Here is a 14,284-nt window from a genome sequence, read left to right on the forward strand (position 1 = left end):
CCTGCTCACAGCGCCGAGGCGGCCGCGAGCGCCTCGGTCTCGCGGCGCAGCTCGATGGCCTGCGCGAGCGAGTCGTCGATCTCGACGTCGTCCCAGCGCACGCTCTCGCCAGCGGCGATGTCGCGCTTGAGGGGCACGTGGTGGGCGAGCGCGACCGGCAGGTAGCCCTCGGCGACCGAGGTGCGGGCCGAGACGAGCTTGCCGTAGACCGCGAAGCCGCCCTCGCCGTCGAGCGTGTCGCCCGCCGCGAGATCCTTCTTCGCCGTCGCCACGACATCCGCCGTGAAGCCCACGGCCGTGCCGGTCGCGATGCCGCGCAGCACCGCGTTGGCGATCGAGACGTTGAGCTCGAGGCCGACGTAGTGGTACGGGCGGTAGAGCGCGGCGTACTGGCCGGTGGGGTCGGGGTGCCACGGGTACTCCTGGAAGCAGCCCGAGACGTAGTCGTTCGTCGCCTTGACGACCACGAACACGCCCTCCTGGGTGTTGTGGGGGATCCAGTCGCCCTCGCGGGTGTAGCTCGACATCACGTCGACCGTGCCCTCGTGGGAGAGCACGCCGCCGACGTCCTTCGGGCGGCAGACCGTGGCGATCTCCTCGAGGTTGCCGGGCGTGAAGCTGAGGCCCTCGTCGCTCGGCACGAGCGCTGCGGCGTTGGCGACCGCGGCCATCTCGATCGCGGCCTTCGTGCCGTCGCGGAACGAGGTGTGCATGTAGGGGTTGAGCTGGCCCGACTGCTTCAGCTCGTCCGAGAACTCCCAGTGGTCCCACACGTTGTCGGGGTTCATCTGGTTGTAGCCGGGCAGGTACTTGGCGCCCTTGCCGGCGCAGACGACGTCGAAGCCCGAGGTGCGGGCCCAGTCGACGAGCTCCCAGATGAGCGCGGGCTGGTCGCCGAACGCCATCGAGTAGACGACGCCCGCCTCCTTCGCGCGCTTCGCGAGCGCGGGGCCGGCGAGCGCGTCGGCCTCGACGGTGACCATCATCACGTGCTTGCCGCTGTCGATGGCTGCGAGGGCGTGCTTGATGCCGACGATCGGGTTGCCGGTCGCCTCGACGATCACGTCGATGTCGGTGCGGAAGAGGTCCATCGCGTCGGCGATGACGGCGGTCTTGCCGTCGGTGAGGTCGTCGACCGAGTCGACGATGTCGCCCTCGGGCCAGCCGACGCGGGCGAGCGACTCGCGGGCGCGGGCGGTGTTGATGTCGGCGATCGCGAGCACGCGCACGCCGGGGATGTTGCGGGCCTGCGAGAGGTACATCGTGCCGAACCGGCCGGAGCCGATCAGGCCGACGCGGATCGGCTGGCCCTCTGCTTCGCGCTCCTTGAGCAGCTCGTGCAGGTTCATGGTGTCTCTCTCCTGAGATGTCGGATGCGCGGGGGCGCCGGGGGTGGTGTCGCAGGTGGTGTCGCACCGCCTGGGTGCTCGGTGCGACGGGTGGTGGATGCGTGGGGTGGGGTGGCGGGGCCCCGCGGACGGGGCCCCGCCGTGGATCACATCTCGCGGATCTGCGAGACCCAGGTCTGCACCTGGTCGGGCAGGCCCTCGACGACGGGCTGCGTCGCCTCGACCCATGCCTCGCGGTCGGTCACCTCGTGGAACTCGGCGCCGGCCTCCTCGAGCTGCTCGCGGTAGTCGGCCATGTTCGTGACGGTGTTGTCGGTGTACTCCTCGCCGACCTCGTCAGCGACCTCGATGATCGCCTCGCGGATGTCCTCCGGGTAGCCCTGGAGTGCCTCGTCCCACATGATGAAGTGGTAGTTGGCGAACATGTGGTGCGTCTCGGCGATGTGCGGAGCGACCTCGTGGATCGAGTTGAAGAGGATCGCGTCGAGCGGGTTCTCCTGGCCGTCGAGCACGCCCGACTCGAGCGCCGAGTAGACCTCGTTGAACGCGAGCGCCTCAGCGCGGGCGCCCAGGGCGTTCCAGGTGTCGAGCATCGTCTGCGCGGAGGGCGTGCGGATCGTGAGGCCCGACACGTCGCTCAGCTGCGTCACGGGCTCCTTGGTGGTGAGCTCGCGCGGGCCGCGGTACATGTTGCCGAGCAGCGCGTAGCCGGAGGCGTCGGTGACGGCCGTCTGGATCTCGTCGCCCAGGTCGCCGCCCCAGACCTCGAAGAACTGCTCCTCGTCCTCGTAGAGGAACGGTGCGGTCTCGACGGAGGCGAGGTCGGTGTATGCCTCGACCGAGAGCATCGACTCGATGACGATGTCGACGCTGTCGATCTGCAGGCCGTCGATCATCTCCTCCCACGTGCCGAGGGTGGAGTCGGAGTGGACCTCGACGGTGACGCGACCGTCGGTCGCCTCCTCGATCCGCTCGGCGAACTGCTCGGCAGCCCACTGGCGCGGGTCGGTGGTCGAGCCGGCGTGGCCGAGGACGAGCGTGTACGTCTCGCCCGAGTCGCCGGTGCCTGCGTCGCCCGACTCGGTCGGGGCGGCCCCGCCGGTCGAGCAGCCTGCGAGAGCGAGGGCGACGATGCCGACGCCCGCGAGGAGCTTGGTGGTGCGCATGGTGCTTCCTTCCTTGGTGGTTCTGGTGGGTGCGATCACTCGCCGAGCAGCACGGACGGCAGCCAGAGCGAGATCTGCGGGATGTAGGTGATGAGGAGCATGTAGATCAGGCCGACGAGCAGGAACGGCCACGAGGCGCGGATCGCCGAGATGAACTTCACCTTCGAGATCTCGGCCGACAGCATCAGCGCGATGCCCACGGGCGGCGTGATGAGGCCGATGCCGAGGTTGACGACGATGATGATGCCCAGGTGCACCGGGTCGACGCCGAGCGACGTCATGACCGGCAGCAGGATCGGCGTGATGATGATGAGCGCCGCGTTCGCCTCGATGAACATGCCGGCGATGAGCAGCATGATGTTGACGAGGATGAGCAGCACCACGAGGTTGTCGGTGAAGCCGAAGATCGCCTCCGCCGCCGCCTGCGGCACGCCGCCCGAGGTGAGCGCCCACGAGTAGAGCTGCGCGGCGGCCAGCACGAGCATGATGAGGCCGACCATGAGGCCCGACTCGGCGAAGGCCGTGACGAGCTTCTTCCACGTCAGCTCGCGGTAGACGAACAGCCCGACGAGGAGCGCGTAGACCACGGCGACCGCAGCGGCCTCGGTGGCGGTGAACCAGCCGAAGCGGATGCCCGCGAGGATGATGAGCGGCAGCAGCAGCGCCGGCAGCGAGCCGACGAGCGACGGCCAGAACTTCGGCCGCTCCTCCTTCGGCGTCTTGCCGATCATCTCGAGGTTGGTCGTGTTGGCGATCATCTCGTCGGTGAAGCCCTGCTTGCGCACCGTCAGGTGCACGGCGACCATCAGCATCGCGATGTAGAGGATCGCGGGGATGATGCCGGCGAAGAAGAGCGCGCCGATCGAGGTGCCCGAGACCACGCCGTAGACGATCATCGTGATCGACGGCGGCATGATCGGCGCGACGATCGGCGCCGCGGCGGTGACGGCGGCCGCGTAGGCGGCGCGGTAGTTGCGCGCCTTCATCGCGGGGATGAGGATGCGGCCGAGGCTCGAGATGTCGGCGACGGCCGACCCCGAGATGCCGCCGAAGAACAGCGCCGACAGCACGTTCGTCTGCGCGAGCCCGCCGCGCATCCCGCCGACGATCGAGTCGGCGAGGCTCAGCAGGCGCTTCGTGATGCCGCCGGCGTTCATGATGCCGCCGGCGAGGATGAACAGCGGGATGGCGAGCAGCGCGAACGGCGTGATGCCGGCGACGATGCGCTGGGCGCCGATCGTCAGCGGGGTGTCGGTGACGAGCCAGAGGGTGATGATCGAGGCCAGCGCGAGCGCGAAGCCGATGGGGACGCGCAGGAGCATCGCTCCCACGAAGTTGCCGAGCAGCAGAGGACCCATGGGTTACACCTCACCCTTCACGAGCACGTCCTCATCGGACTGGAACAGCACCTTCGACGGGAGCGGGTCGACGTCGGGGTCGGGGTTGCGGACGAGCTTCCACCAGGCCTCGATCGCGAAGAGCGCCGAGATGCCGGCGCCCACGGGCACGGCGAGCGAGATGTAGCCGAAGGGCAGGTCGATGCCGGGCATGTTGCGGCGGAGCGCGCTCGGGAGCGCGTCGATGCCGTAGAAGACGAGCACACCGAGCGTGAAGAGCACGAGGGCGCTCGCGATCGTGGTGATCGTGACGCGCAGCCAGCGGTGCTTCGGCGCGTACTCCCAGATGTCGAGCACCATGTGCCGGCCCTGGCGCACGCCGAGCGAGATCGCGAGCATCGACAGCCACACGAACGACAGCGCGGCCACCTCGGTGGTCCACGAGGCGGAGTCGCGGGTGACGTAGCGGGAGATGACCTGCCAGGTGACGGCGACGGTGATGACCGCCAGGAAGGCCACGCAGAGCCATTGGACGATCGTGTCGAGCGTCCCCATGATCTTCTCGATCAGTCGGGGCATGAGTTTCGCTCCTTTGCGAAGTGGGCGGCGACAGTGCTGCTGAGGAAGAGTGAACCCCCTCTGCGTTCTACTGTCAACAGTAGAACGCGACGGTTATCGAATCGTGACCGCGTGCTCGCTGCGGAACTCGTCCTCGAGCTCGCGACGGAACCGCACGGCCGCGAGCGACGCATCCGCGTCGACGTCGTCCCACGTGACCGAGCGGTCCTTGGGCACGTCGCGGATGAGCTTGGCGCCGTGCGCGAGGCCGAGCGGCAGCGCGCGGTGCTCGAGCGAGAAGCTCGCGGGGCGCAGCTTGCCGAAGACGGTGAAGCCGCCCTCGCCGTCGAGCGTCTCGCCGGCCTTGAGGTCGCGCTTGGCCGTGGTCACGACGTCGCCGCGGAAGCCCGTGGGGGCGCCGGTGGCCTCGCCGCGCAGCACGGCGCTCGCGATCGAGACCCCGAGCTCGAGGCCGATCATGTGGTACGGCCGGTAGAGCGAGCCGTAGCGTCCCGTCTCGTCGGTCTTGACGCCGTACTCGGCGAAGCACTGCACGGCGTAGTCGGTCTTCGCCTCGAAGGTCACGTAGACGCCCCAGCGCAGGTCGCGCTCGACCTCGGTGCCGTCGCGGTGCAGGCTCGACGCGATCTCGACGGTGCCGCGCTGGTCGAGCTGGCCGCCGATCTCGCGCGGGCGGAAGATGTGCGGCAGGTCGTCGACGCCGGCCGGCGGGAAGTGCAGGCCCTCGAGCTGGGGCGTGAGGCCCGTGCCGTTGGCGACGGCCGCCATCTCGATCGCCGACTTCGTGCCGTCGAGGAACGAGTTGAACATCTTGGGGTTGAAGTCGCCCGACGAGAGCTGCTCGTCGGTGAAGCCGTAGTGGTCCCACACGGTGTCGGGCGTGGAGTAGTGGTACTCGGGCAGGTACTTCGTGCCCTTGCCCGCCGCGACGACGTCGAAGCCGACCGTGCGGCACCAGTCGACGAGCTCGCTGATGAGGGCGGGCTGGTCGCCGTAGGCCATCGAGTAGACGACGCCGGCGGCCGCGGCGCGGCGCTGCAGCAGCGGGCCGACCATGCAGTCGGCCTCGACGTTGACCATGATCACGTGCTTGCCGTTGTCGATCGCGGCGACCGCGTGGTCGGTGCCGACGATCGGGTTGCCGGTGATCTCGAGGATGACCTCGACGGACGGGTGCTTGATGAGCGCCATCGAGTCGTCGATGACGGCGGTGAGGCCGGTGCGCGCGGCCTCACCGAGGCTCGTGGCGGCGTAGCGGTCGGCGCTCCAGCCGGTGCGCGCGAGCGCGTCCTTGGCCTTCGGCACGTTGATGTCGGCGACGCCGACGACGTGGAACTCCGGCGTGACCGAGGCCTGCGTGAGGAACATCGAGGCGAACTTGCCGGCGCCGATGACGCCGACCCGGATGGGCCCCGCGCTCTCGGCGCGGCGCTGCAGCAACGAGTACAGGTTCATGGACTGCTCCTTTGCAGTGGATCGCTCGGACGATGCGCGTGTCCGACTGTTGACAGTAGAACGTGAGGGGCGGATGCGTCAAGCACGGCTGGGTGGGTGCGGCGCGTCGCCGCTGTGGAGAGCGCGGACCCTCGGTGCGGCCGTTCGCGTAACCTGCCCGCATGCTCGCCAGGCTCGGATCAGGTCTCGCGCTCGCAGCGGTCGCAGCGCTCGCTCTCGTCGGCTGCTCGCCGCCGGAACCGGTCGCGACGACGCCGGCGGCGGCGCCGACGGTGGAGCCGAGCGTCATCACGGTGGAGGACGCCACGGACGCGTATGGAGCGTACGCGAGCGCCGTGCAGGCGATGTTTGACGCAAGAGAGGCCGACGCCGAAGTCCTAAATGGAGTCGCTACTCCCGCGGCTGCGGAAGTTGCATCGGCGGACGTCCAAAGCACGCTCGACGCTGGGTTCCAGCAGACGGTGCCGCCTTCCATGGCATCGATCGAGCTTGAGCCGGGCGCAACAGAGACCACTGCGTACGCTCTCCTGTGCCTTGATGCAACGGACGCCGAGATCATCGACATAACTACCGGAGAGGCCGCGGAGCGAACGACTGATCCGTTCACCGACTGGCGACTTGGCCTAGAACGACACGGTGCTGACGTTCTGGTCTCGAGCTATGAGTCGATTGGACCGGACGAGGCGTCACCGTGCGAGTCCTAGCGCTTGTGGCCCTGCTTTTTGCTGCGGGAGTTGCGCCTCCTCCTGAACCCGATGCCCCGTGCACGGACACTATGGAGGCGCAGGGACTCTGCGCCGAGATCATCGGCGACTCGCTCGAAGTTGGAGGAAGCGCGGCCCAGCCAGGGATCGGCTCGGGTGCGAGCAATCCTGGCTCCGGAAGCTGGTCTGAGGAGGATCAGGCAGCGTACGAAGCGGCACTCGAGGCACTGCAGGCTGAACTGCAGCGACTTTACGAGTTGTGCCTCGACATGAACGAGGACGCCACGGTGTGCACTATGCCTACCGTCGCACCAGACCCGGAAGACCTCGCGGCCACGGCCGATCCGATCACGATCAGCGACCTCGCCGCGTTCCGGCCGCTGGTCGGCGAGCTCGTCGTCGAGCCCGACGGGTGGGGCGTCGTCGGCACGCCGACGAACTTCTACGCGACGGCCGAGGCGCACACGATGGACGGTGAGCTCTTCGACGTGCCCATCCGGGTGCGCTGGACGCCCTCCTCCTACATCTTCGACTACGGCGACGGCTCCGTCGAGGAGACCGAGGCGTCGGGCGCCGCCTGGCGCGGACCCGAGGAGTCGTGGACCGAGACGGCCACGAGCCATGCGTACGCGACGACGGATGACGTGCGCGCATCCGTCACCGTCGTCTTCACCGCCGAGGTCGACGCGGGCGGCGGCTGGTTCGCGGTGCCGGGCACGCTGCCGGTCGAGGCGCCGGCCGTCGACGTGAAGGTCTTCGAGGTCGACACGGTGCTGACGAACGGCGACTGCATGGCGAACCCGTCAGGGGCGGGGTGCGGTTGAGCGCGGCGCGCCCGTAGAGTCGCGACATGACGACCACCTCCCCCGGCTGGGGCATCCTCGGGCCCGGCCGCATCGCCGACGCCTTCGCACGCGACCTCGCGACCGGCGGCCACCGCCTCGTCGCCGTCGGCAGCCGCAACGGCGAGCGCGCCGCAGCCTTCGCGGCCGAGCACGGCATCCCCAACGTGCACGCCTCCTACGAGGCGCTCGTCGCCGACCCCGACGTCGACGTCATCTACATCGCCACCCCGCACTCGCACCACCGCGAGCACGCGCTGCTCGCGATCGAGGGCGGCAAGCACCTGCTCATCGAGAAGGCGATCACCACCACGGGCGACGACGCCCAGGCGATCGTCGACGCGGCGCGCGCGAAGGGCGTCTTCGTGATGGAGGCGATGTGGACGCGCTTCCTGCCGACCATGGTCGCCGTGCGCGAGCGCATCGCGGCAGGCGACCTCGGCGACGTCGTCGCGGTGAACGCCGACCACTCGCAGATGCTCGACCTCTCCCCCGGCAGCCGCCTCATCGAGCCGTCGCTCGGCGGCGGGGCGCTGCTCGACCTCGGCGTCTACTGCGTCTCGCTCGCGCACGCCGTGCTCGGACCGGTGACGCGCATCCAGGCGTCGGGCGTCGTCGACGCCGCGGGCGTCGACCACCGGGGCGCCGCCATCCTCGAGCACGCCGGCGGCGGCATCTCGACCGTGACGTTCTCGATGGAGACGCTCGGCTCCAACCGCGCCACGATCTCGGGCACCGACGGCGTCATCGAGCTCGACCCCGCGTTCTACACCTGGACCCGCTACGCGCGCCGCCACGCATCCGACCACGCCGCGATCGCCGAGGCCTTCGAGCCCGACATGCTGGGGCGCGGCATGCAGTTCCAGGCTGCCGAGGTCGAGCTCTGCATCGCCTCGGGCAAGCTCGAGAGCGAGCTCATGCCGCTCGACGAGTCGGTCGCGATCATGCGGGTGATGGACGAGATCCTGCGCCAGATGCGCGCTGGAGCCTAGAGCGGAGGTCCTTTCGGACCTCCGCGGCGACGCCAGCGCCGACGCCCGTCCCGGGCGTCGGGAGCAGCCCCGGCCTGGCGACGGGGTGGTCTCGAGACGCACTCGGCCTCCGGCCGAGCGCTCCTCGACCAGCGGGGGGGGTGCCTCGGCCCTCGCGGATGGGCGCTCCTCGACCAGCGGGTGATCGACCAGCGGCGGAGCGTCAGCTCGCGGCCGCAGCCGCCTCCCGCTCGGCGATGCGCGCCCGCACCTCGGGGCGGCGCAGCGGCGGCACCGTCTTCGGCGGCTGGCGCCGCTCGGGCAGGTCGTCGAGCAGGTGCCGCGTGATGTGGGCGACCTCGGCGACCGCCCGCTCGAACGCCTCGCGCGTGCGCTCGGTCGGATGCGTGATGCCCGACACCTTGCGCACGTACTGGCGCGCGGCCGCCTCGACCTCGTCGTCGTTCGCGGCCGGCTCGAGGCCGCGCAGCTCGGTGATGTTCCTGCACATGCGGCCAGGGTAGGCGAGCCGCGGAGGCACTCGCCAGGGGTCGTCGACGGTCCCGAGGCGCCCCGTGCACAGGCCGCCTCCGATGTCAGTGGCCCCCTCTACCTTGGTGGCGACGAAGGGGTCGAGGGTGACGATGATCGAGCAGGCGGAGGCAGCGGTGCAGTCCGCGCACGCCATGCTCACCGGCGCCACCGACCTCGCGCGCGCCTCCGACGCCGAGGTCGTCGAGCTCCTCGCGCGCACGGCCGAGCTCTCTCGCATCGTCGACGCGCAGCGCGTGCGCCTGGCCGGCGAGATCGCCGAGCGCTCCCGGGGCTCCGTCGACGAGTCGCTGTGCCGGCGGCTCGGGCAGCGCAGCGCCAAGGAGGTCGTGGCGTCGGCGTTCGGCATCCGCGTGGGCGACGCGCAGGCGATGCTCGCGCTCGCCGCGGCGACGAGCCCCGCCGTGGGCGTCTCGGGCGCCGACATCGCCGCGCGCTACCCGCGCGTGGCGCAGGCGCTCGACGCCGCCGCCATCTCGCTCGCCCAGGCGCGAGCCATCGTGCAGCAGCTCGAGCCCGCGGCGCCCCGCGCCGACCTCGACCAGCTCGCCTGGGCCGAGCAGCAGCTCGTGACGGCAGCGACCGACCCCGAGTGGCCGCTCGGTCCCGAGCTGCTCGTCACGCAGGCACGCGCCTACGTCGCGGTGCTCGATCCCGACGGCGTGCTCCCGAGCGCCGAGCGGCAGCGGGCCCTGCGCAGCCTGCGCCTGCGGCAGCAGCCCGACGGCATGTGGCACCTGCAGATGCTCTGCCCGCCCGAGGCGGGGTCCGCCCTCAAGGCGCTGCTGGATGCGTACACGTCGCCACGAGTGCGGGTCGCGTTCCGAGACAGCGGGGCGGGGCCGGATGGCGACGTCGACGACGGCACCCTCGATGCCCTCAGTGCTGCCACCGGTTCGCCGACCGAGGAGCCCGTCGACGACCGCACGCCCGAGCAGAAGCGGCACGACGTGCTCGTCGCGCTCGTGCAGGCGCACGCCTCCTCCGGCGGCGCCCCGGTCGCGGGCGGGGAGCCGCCGACCCTCGTGCTCACCGGCACGATCGACGCGTACGCGGCGTACCTGCACGGCGCCCCGCACGCCGATCGCACCCTCACCATCGAGCACACCGGCGACCTCGTGCCGCTCGAGACGGTCGACCGACTGCTGTGCGATGCGCTCGTGCAGAAGGTTGTGCTCGACGAGCGAGGGCACCCGCTCGCGCTCGGCCGCGCCGACCGCCTGTTCAGCCGCGCGCAGAGGGCCGCGCTCGCCAAGCGCGACAAGGGCTGCATCACCCCAAGCTGCGGGATGCCCGTCGCCTGGACGGAGGCGCACCACGTCATGTGGTGGGAGCAGGGCGGCGCGACCGACATCGACAACGGCGTGCTGCTGTGCAGCCACTGCCACCACGAGGTGCACGCCGGCCGCCTCCGGGTCGTCGCCGCGAGCGACCGGCCGGGCGACTGGCGCGTCGTCGCCGAGCTGCGCGCCGCGAGCCGCTTTGCCCGGGCGCGGCGCACCACGAGCGCTGCAGGAGCCGCGCGAGTCGCGACGGCCGCTCACGCCGCGGCGAGCGCCGCGGCCGTCAGGATCGCGGCCGACGCGGCCATGAGCCATAGCCTCACCGCCGGCTCGGACCTCGCGCCCGCAATGCCTCCGTCACCCCCGGTGCCGATGGTCCGCCCGCCGCGGCGCCCCCGCGCATCCGTCGAAGCACGCCTGCGCGGCATGGCCCGAGCGCGACCGGCTGGGCCGCGCCTGCCGGCGTTCGACCTCCGCCCGCCGGCGCACATCGTGATGCGCACCTGACGGGCAGCGCTCCGCCGGGCAGAGTTCCGCCGGTCAGCTCTCCTTCGTGATCTCCACGCTCACGAAGAGCTGCGACTTGCCGGCTCCGGCGTAGACGCCGCGCAGCGGGGGCACGTCGTTGTAGTCGCGGCCGAGGCCGACCTTCACGTGCCGCTCGCCGATGTCGATGAGGTTCGTCGGGTCCCACGCGTTCCACTCGCCGGTGAACCACTCGACCCATGCGTGCGACTCGCCGCGGATCGTCTCGCCGATCTGCGCGTTCGGCCGCGGGTGCAGGTAGCCCGACACGTAGCGCGCCGGGATGCCGACCGCCCGCAGCGCACCGATCGTGATGTGCGCGATGTCCTGGCAGACGCCCTTGCGGTTCGTCCACGCCTCCGAGGCGAGCGTGTGCACGTGCGTCACGCCCGACATGTACTCCATCTCCTCGCCGACCATGCGCGCGATGGCCGACGCGGCGGCGCCCGGCGACGAGGACGCATCCTTGATCTCCTGCGACGCCCGCACGAGGTCGTCGGTCGGGCGCGTGCGCACCGTCTGCCCGAGCTGCTCGACGTGCTGCGTGGCGCGCGAGGCGACCTTCTCGAGCTGCTCCCACGACAGGTCGTGGCCGCCGGTGAGGCGCGGGCGCACCTCGACGAGGCTCGTCGCCGTCAGCTGCAGCTCGGTGTGCGGCGCGAGCACGTCGAACGAGACGACCTTCGTGCCCCAGTAGTCCTCGTACGTGTTGATCGAAGTGTTGGGACGGATGTCGAGGTTCGAGTAGATGACGAACTGGCCGTCGCTCGTCGACGGCAGCATGCGCGACTCGTTGTACGAGGCGACGGCCGGCTGCTCGTAGCGGTAGCCGGTGGTGTGGCGGATGCGGATGCGGCTCACGATGCCTCCCTCGTCCAGGCGGGCATGTTGTGGGTCGGGAAGTAGCGCTCCCGCACCGCGTGCGAGACGGCGGTCGTCGTGGTCTGCACCTTGTCCATCACGGTCGGCAGGTTCTCGATGATCTCCTGGATGGGCGTGAACTCGAGCTCCGCGCGGATCTGCCCGAGCATCCGCTGGGCCTGGTCGACGTAGCCGATGCGGTCCTGCCGCGGCTCGATGTCCTGCAGGCACTCCTCGGCGCCGCGCACCGAGAAGAGGATCGAGCGCGGGAAGAGCCGGTCGAGCAGCAGGAACTCGGCCGCGTTCGTGCTCGAGGGCACGCCGCGGTAGGTGCGCAGGTACGCCTCGTACGCGCCGACCGAGCGGAGGATGGTCGTCCACGAGGGGCCGGATGCCTCGGTCAGCGCCCGGGTCGCGAGCAGTCGGGCGACCATGTCGGCCCGCTCGATGAAGCGGCCGAGCGTGAAGAAGCTCCACGCGTCGTCGCGGCTCGCGGTCGAGTCGGCCATGCCGCCCGCGAGCGCCGCGCGCTCGCGCACCCAGCCGAACATGACGTGCACCTGCTCGGGGTTCACGCGGCGCGGCATGTTCGCGTAGGTGGCGTTCAGCACCTCCCACAGCTCGGTCGAGATGATCTCGCGCGCTCGGCGGGCGTTCTCGCGCGCCGCGTTCACCGAGTAGGCGATCGACGCGGGCTGCGTGCGGTCGGTCGCGAGCGTGTTGACGACGTCGACGCGGGTGAGCTTGCGGTCCGGCGGCGCGTCGTGGCCCATGACGCCGAGCAGCGCGCGGCACGCGGTGTCCTCGTCGACCGCGACGTCCTCGAGGAGGAGCTGCAGGTAGACGTCGAGGATGCGTGCGGTGCCGTCGGCGCGCTCGATGTAGCGGCCGATCCAGAACAGGCTCTCGGCGATGCGGCTGAGCATCATGAGCGCTCACCTCCTGTCTGCTCGGTGCGGGATGGTCTCGAGACGCCGCCCGCGGCGGCTCCTCGACCGGCGGGGTCGAGCGCCTGCTGCTGCTGCTCCTCCTGGCCGGCACGGCCGCGGGGGGCGTCCTGCGGGCTCTGGTCCTGCGGGTGCTCGTGGCCGCCGACGATGCTGATCGGGCGCGTGAGCGGCTCGCCGCTCGCGCCGAACTCGGCATCGTGGTCGATCTGCGGCAGCTGCTCGCGAGCGCCGGCGAGCACCCAGGTGTCCTTCGAGCCTCCGCCCTGGGAGGAGTTGACGACGAGCTGGCCCTCGGGGAGCGCGACGCGGGTGAGGCCGCCCGGCAGCACCCACACATCCTTCCCGTCGTTCACGGCGAAGGGGCGCAGGTCGACGTGGCGGGGGCGCATGCCGTCCTCGACGAGCGTCGGGATCGTCGACAGCTGCACGACCGGCTGCGCGATCCAGCCGCGCGGATCGTCGAGCAGCCGCTGCTTGAGCGCCTCGAGCTCCTCCTGCGTCGCGTCGGGGCCGACGACGAGGCCCTTGCCGCCCGAGCCGTCGACGGGCTTCACGACCAGCTCGTGCAGGCGGTCGATGACCTCCTCGAGCGCGCCCGGATCCTCGAGCCGCCACGTGTCGACGTTCTTGAGGATGGGCTCCTCCGACAGGTAGTAGCGGATGAGCTCGGGCACGTAGGTGTAGACGAGCTTGTCGTCGGCGATGCCGTTGCCGACCGCGTTCGCGATCGTGACGTTGCCGAGCCGCGCGGCGAGCATGAGGCCGGGGCTGCCGAGCATGGAGTCGGCGCGGAACTGCAGCGGGTCGAGGTAGTCGTCGTCGACGCGGCGGTAGATGACGTCGACGCGCGCCGGGCCCTCGGTGGTGCGCATGTAGACGCGGCCGCCGCTCGTGAACAGGTCGCGGCCCTCCACGAGCTCGACACCCATGAGCCGCGCGAGCAGCGTGTGCTCGAAGTATGCGGAGTTGTAGACGCCGGGCGTCAGCACCACGACGCGCGGGTCGTCGACGCCCGCCGGCGCGGCCGCGCGCAGCGCGTGCAGCAGCTTGTCGCAGTAGTCGCCGACGGGGCGCACCCGCATCGACGAGAACATCTCGGGCAGCGTCTGCGCGATGACGCGGCGGTTCGAGATGACGTAGCTCACGCCCGAGGGCACGCGCACGTTGTCCTCGAGCACGCGCCACTCGCCGTCCTGGTCGCGGATCAGGTCGATGCCCGACACGTGGATGCGCACGCCGTTGGCGCCCGTGATGCCGGCCGCCTGGCGGTGGAAGTGGGTGGAGGTGCTGATGAGCTTCGCGGGGATGATGCCGTCCTCGACGGCGCGCTGCGGGCCGTACATGTCGGCCAGGAACGCCTCGAGCGCCCGCACCCGCTGCTGCACGCCCGACTCGACGTGGCGCCAGTCCTCGGCGGTGATGATGCGCGGGATGGCGTCGAGCGGGAACGGCCGCTCCTCGCCCGCGAAGTCGAAGGTCACGCCCTGCGCGAGGTAGGAGGTGGCGAGCGCGTCGGCGCGGGCCCGGAGGTCGTCCTTGGTGAGCTCGCTCAGCGCGTCGTACAGCGGCTTGTAGGGGCCGCGCGCCTCGCCCTTGCTCTCGAACATCTCATCCCACGCCGTCCCCTCGCGCTTCCGCGGATTCGCGAAGGGCTTGTCGTAGTCGTCGAAGAGGTCGCCCATGCCCGCGAGCCTAGTGGCGCTGTGTTTC

Annotated in this window: 13 protein-coding genes; 4 read left to right on the top strand and 9 right to left on the bottom strand. The window is 70.8% G+C overall.

Going from position 1 to position 14,284, the window contains the following annotated elements:
• Positions 1-5: 5 nt before the first annotated feature.
• From J2X49_RS04070 to J2X49_RS04090, 5 genes are all read right to left on the bottom strand, one after another.
• The gene (locus J2X49_RS04070; RefSeq protein WP_128190218.1) at positions 6-1,349 is read right to left on the bottom strand and encodes an NAD(P)H-dependent oxidoreductase; all 1,344 of its coding nucleotides are present in this window, start codon (positions 1,347-1,349) and stop codon (positions 6-8) included.
• Positions 1,350-1,495: 146 nt separating this feature from the next.
• Positions 1,496-2,515 (bottom strand): TRAP transporter substrate-binding protein, encoded by a 1,020-nt coding sequence (locus J2X49_RS04075; protein WP_310122869.1) that lies wholly within the window; start codon positions 2,513-2,515, stop codon positions 1,496-1,498.
• Between the two features lie 35 nt (positions 2,516-2,550).
• Positions 2,551-3,873 (bottom strand): TRAP transporter large permease, encoded by a 1,323-nt coding sequence (locus tag J2X49_RS04080; RefSeq protein ID WP_246993007.1) that lies wholly within the window; start codon positions 3,871-3,873, stop codon positions 2,551-2,553.
• Positions 3,874-3,876: 3 nt separating this feature from the next.
• The gene (locus tag J2X49_RS04085; RefSeq protein WP_246993003.1) at positions 3,877-4,431 is read right to left on the bottom strand and encodes a TRAP transporter small permease; all 555 of its coding nucleotides are present in this window, start codon (positions 4,429-4,431) and stop codon (positions 3,877-3,879) included.
• 93 nt (positions 4,432-4,524) lie between these two features.
• On the bottom strand, positions 4,525-5,886 hold the full coding sequence (locus J2X49_RS04090; protein WP_310122877.1) for a Gfo/Idh/MocA family oxidoreductase: 1,362 nt from the start codon (positions 5,884-5,886) through the stop codon (positions 4,525-4,527).
• 161 nt (positions 5,887-6,047) lie between these two features.
• On the opposite strand from J2X49_RS04090, the gene J2X49_RS04095 reads away from it, so the two are divergent.
• From J2X49_RS04095 to J2X49_RS04105, 3 genes are all read left to right on the top strand, one after another.
• On the top strand, positions 6,048-6,590 hold the full coding sequence (locus J2X49_RS04095) for a hypothetical protein (protein ID WP_310122880.1): 543 nt from the start codon (positions 6,048-6,050) through the stop codon (positions 6,588-6,590).
• Positions 6,591-6,886: 296 nt separating this feature from the next.
• Positions 6,887-7,414 (top strand): hypothetical protein, encoded by a 528-nt coding sequence (locus tag J2X49_RS04100; protein WP_310122882.1) that lies wholly within the window; start codon positions 6,887-6,889, stop codon positions 7,412-7,414.
• 26 nt (positions 7,415-7,440) lie between these two features.
• Complete coding sequence (locus tag J2X49_RS04105; protein WP_310122886.1) at positions 7,441-8,424, top strand: Gfo/Idh/MocA family oxidoreductase; 984 nt, start codon at positions 7,441-7,443, stop codon at positions 8,422-8,424.
• 202 nt (positions 8,425-8,626) lie between these two features.
• On the opposite strand, the gene J2X49_RS04110 is transcribed toward J2X49_RS04105, so the two are convergent.
• The gene (locus J2X49_RS04110; protein WP_310122889.1) at positions 8,627-8,914 is read right to left on the bottom strand and encodes a DUF2277 domain-containing protein; all 288 of its coding nucleotides are present in this window, start codon (positions 8,912-8,914) and stop codon (positions 8,627-8,629) included.
• 133 nt (positions 8,915-9,047) lie between these two features.
• Between J2X49_RS04110 and J2X49_RS04115 the strand changes: the two genes are divergently transcribed.
• A complete protein-coding gene (locus J2X49_RS04115; protein WP_310123941.1) occupies positions 9,048-10,745 on the top strand; it encodes a DUF222 domain-containing protein in 1,698 nt (565 codons plus the stop codon).
• A 33-nt stretch (positions 10,746-10,778) separates the two neighbouring features.
• On the opposite strand, the gene J2X49_RS04120 is transcribed toward J2X49_RS04115, so the two are convergent.
• The 3 genes from J2X49_RS04120 to J2X49_RS04130 are packed head-to-tail and all read right to left on the bottom strand — an operon-like array spanning position 10,779 to position 14,256.
• On the bottom strand, positions 10,779-11,624 hold the full coding sequence (locus tag J2X49_RS04120) for a transglutaminase family protein (protein WP_128189063.1): 846 nt from the start codon (positions 11,622-11,624) through the stop codon (positions 10,779-10,781).
• Complete coding sequence (locus J2X49_RS04125; RefSeq protein WP_128189099.1) at positions 11,621-12,550, bottom strand: alpha-E domain-containing protein; 930 nt, start codon at positions 12,548-12,550, stop codon at positions 11,621-11,623. The genes J2X49_RS04120 and J2X49_RS04125 overlap by 4 nt, the downstream gene beginning before the upstream one ends.
• Positions 12,550-14,256 (bottom strand): circularly permuted type 2 ATP-grasp protein, encoded by a 1,707-nt coding sequence (locus tag J2X49_RS04130; protein WP_310122894.1) that lies wholly within the window; start codon positions 14,254-14,256, stop codon positions 12,550-12,552. The genes J2X49_RS04125 and J2X49_RS04130 overlap by 1 nt, the downstream gene beginning before the upstream one ends.
• Positions 14,257-14,284 lie beyond the last annotated feature (28 nt).

This window comes from Agrococcus sp. BE272 (assembly GCF_031457935.1).
Classification (GTDB): domain Bacteria; phylum Actinomycetota; class Actinomycetes; order Actinomycetales; family Microbacteriaceae; genus Agrococcus; species Agrococcus sediminis.

Coding starts and splice junctions, on each gene's coding strand:
- J2X49_RS04070 (WP_128190218.1), bottom strand. CDS start 1,349: ATGAACCTGCACGAGCTGCTCAAGGAGCGCGAAGCAGAGGGCCAGCCG.
- J2X49_RS04075 (WP_310122869.1), bottom strand. CDS start 2,515: ATGCGCACCACCAAGCTCCTCGCGGGCGTCGGCATCGTCGCCCTCGCT.
- J2X49_RS04080 (WP_246993007.1), bottom strand. CDS start 3,873: ATGGGTCCTCTGCTGCTCGGCAACTTCGTGGGAGCGATGCTCCTGCGC.
- J2X49_RS04085 (WP_246993003.1), bottom strand. CDS start 4,431: ATGCCCCGACTGATCGAGAAGATCATGGGGACGCTCGACACGATCGTC.
- J2X49_RS04090 (WP_310122877.1), bottom strand. CDS start 5,886: ATGAACCTGTACTCGTTGCTGCAGCGCCGCGCCGAGAGCGCGGGGCCC.
- J2X49_RS04095 (WP_310122880.1), top strand. CDS start 6,048: ATGCTCGCCAGGCTCGGATCAGGTCTCGCGCTCGCAGCGGTCGCAGCG.
- J2X49_RS04100 (WP_310122882.1), top strand. CDS start 6,887: ATGCCTACCGTCGCACCAGACCCGGAAGACCTCGCGGCCACGGCCGAT.
- J2X49_RS04105 (WP_310122886.1), top strand. CDS start 7,441: ATGACGACCACCTCCCCCGGCTGGGGCATCCTCGGGCCCGGCCGCATC.
- J2X49_RS04110 (WP_310122889.1), bottom strand. CDS start 8,914: ATGTGCAGGAACATCACCGAGCTGCGCGGCCTCGAGCCGGCCGCGAAC.
- J2X49_RS04115 (WP_310123941.1), top strand. CDS start 9,048: ATGATCGAGCAGGCGGAGGCAGCGGTGCAGTCCGCGCACGCCATGCTC.
- J2X49_RS04125 (WP_128189099.1), bottom strand. CDS start 12,550: ATGCTCAGCCGCATCGCCGAGAGCCTGTTCTGGATCGGCCGCTACATC.
- J2X49_RS04130 (WP_310122894.1), bottom strand. CDS start 14,256: ATGGGCGACCTCTTCGACGACTACGACAAGCCCTTCGCGAATCCGCGG.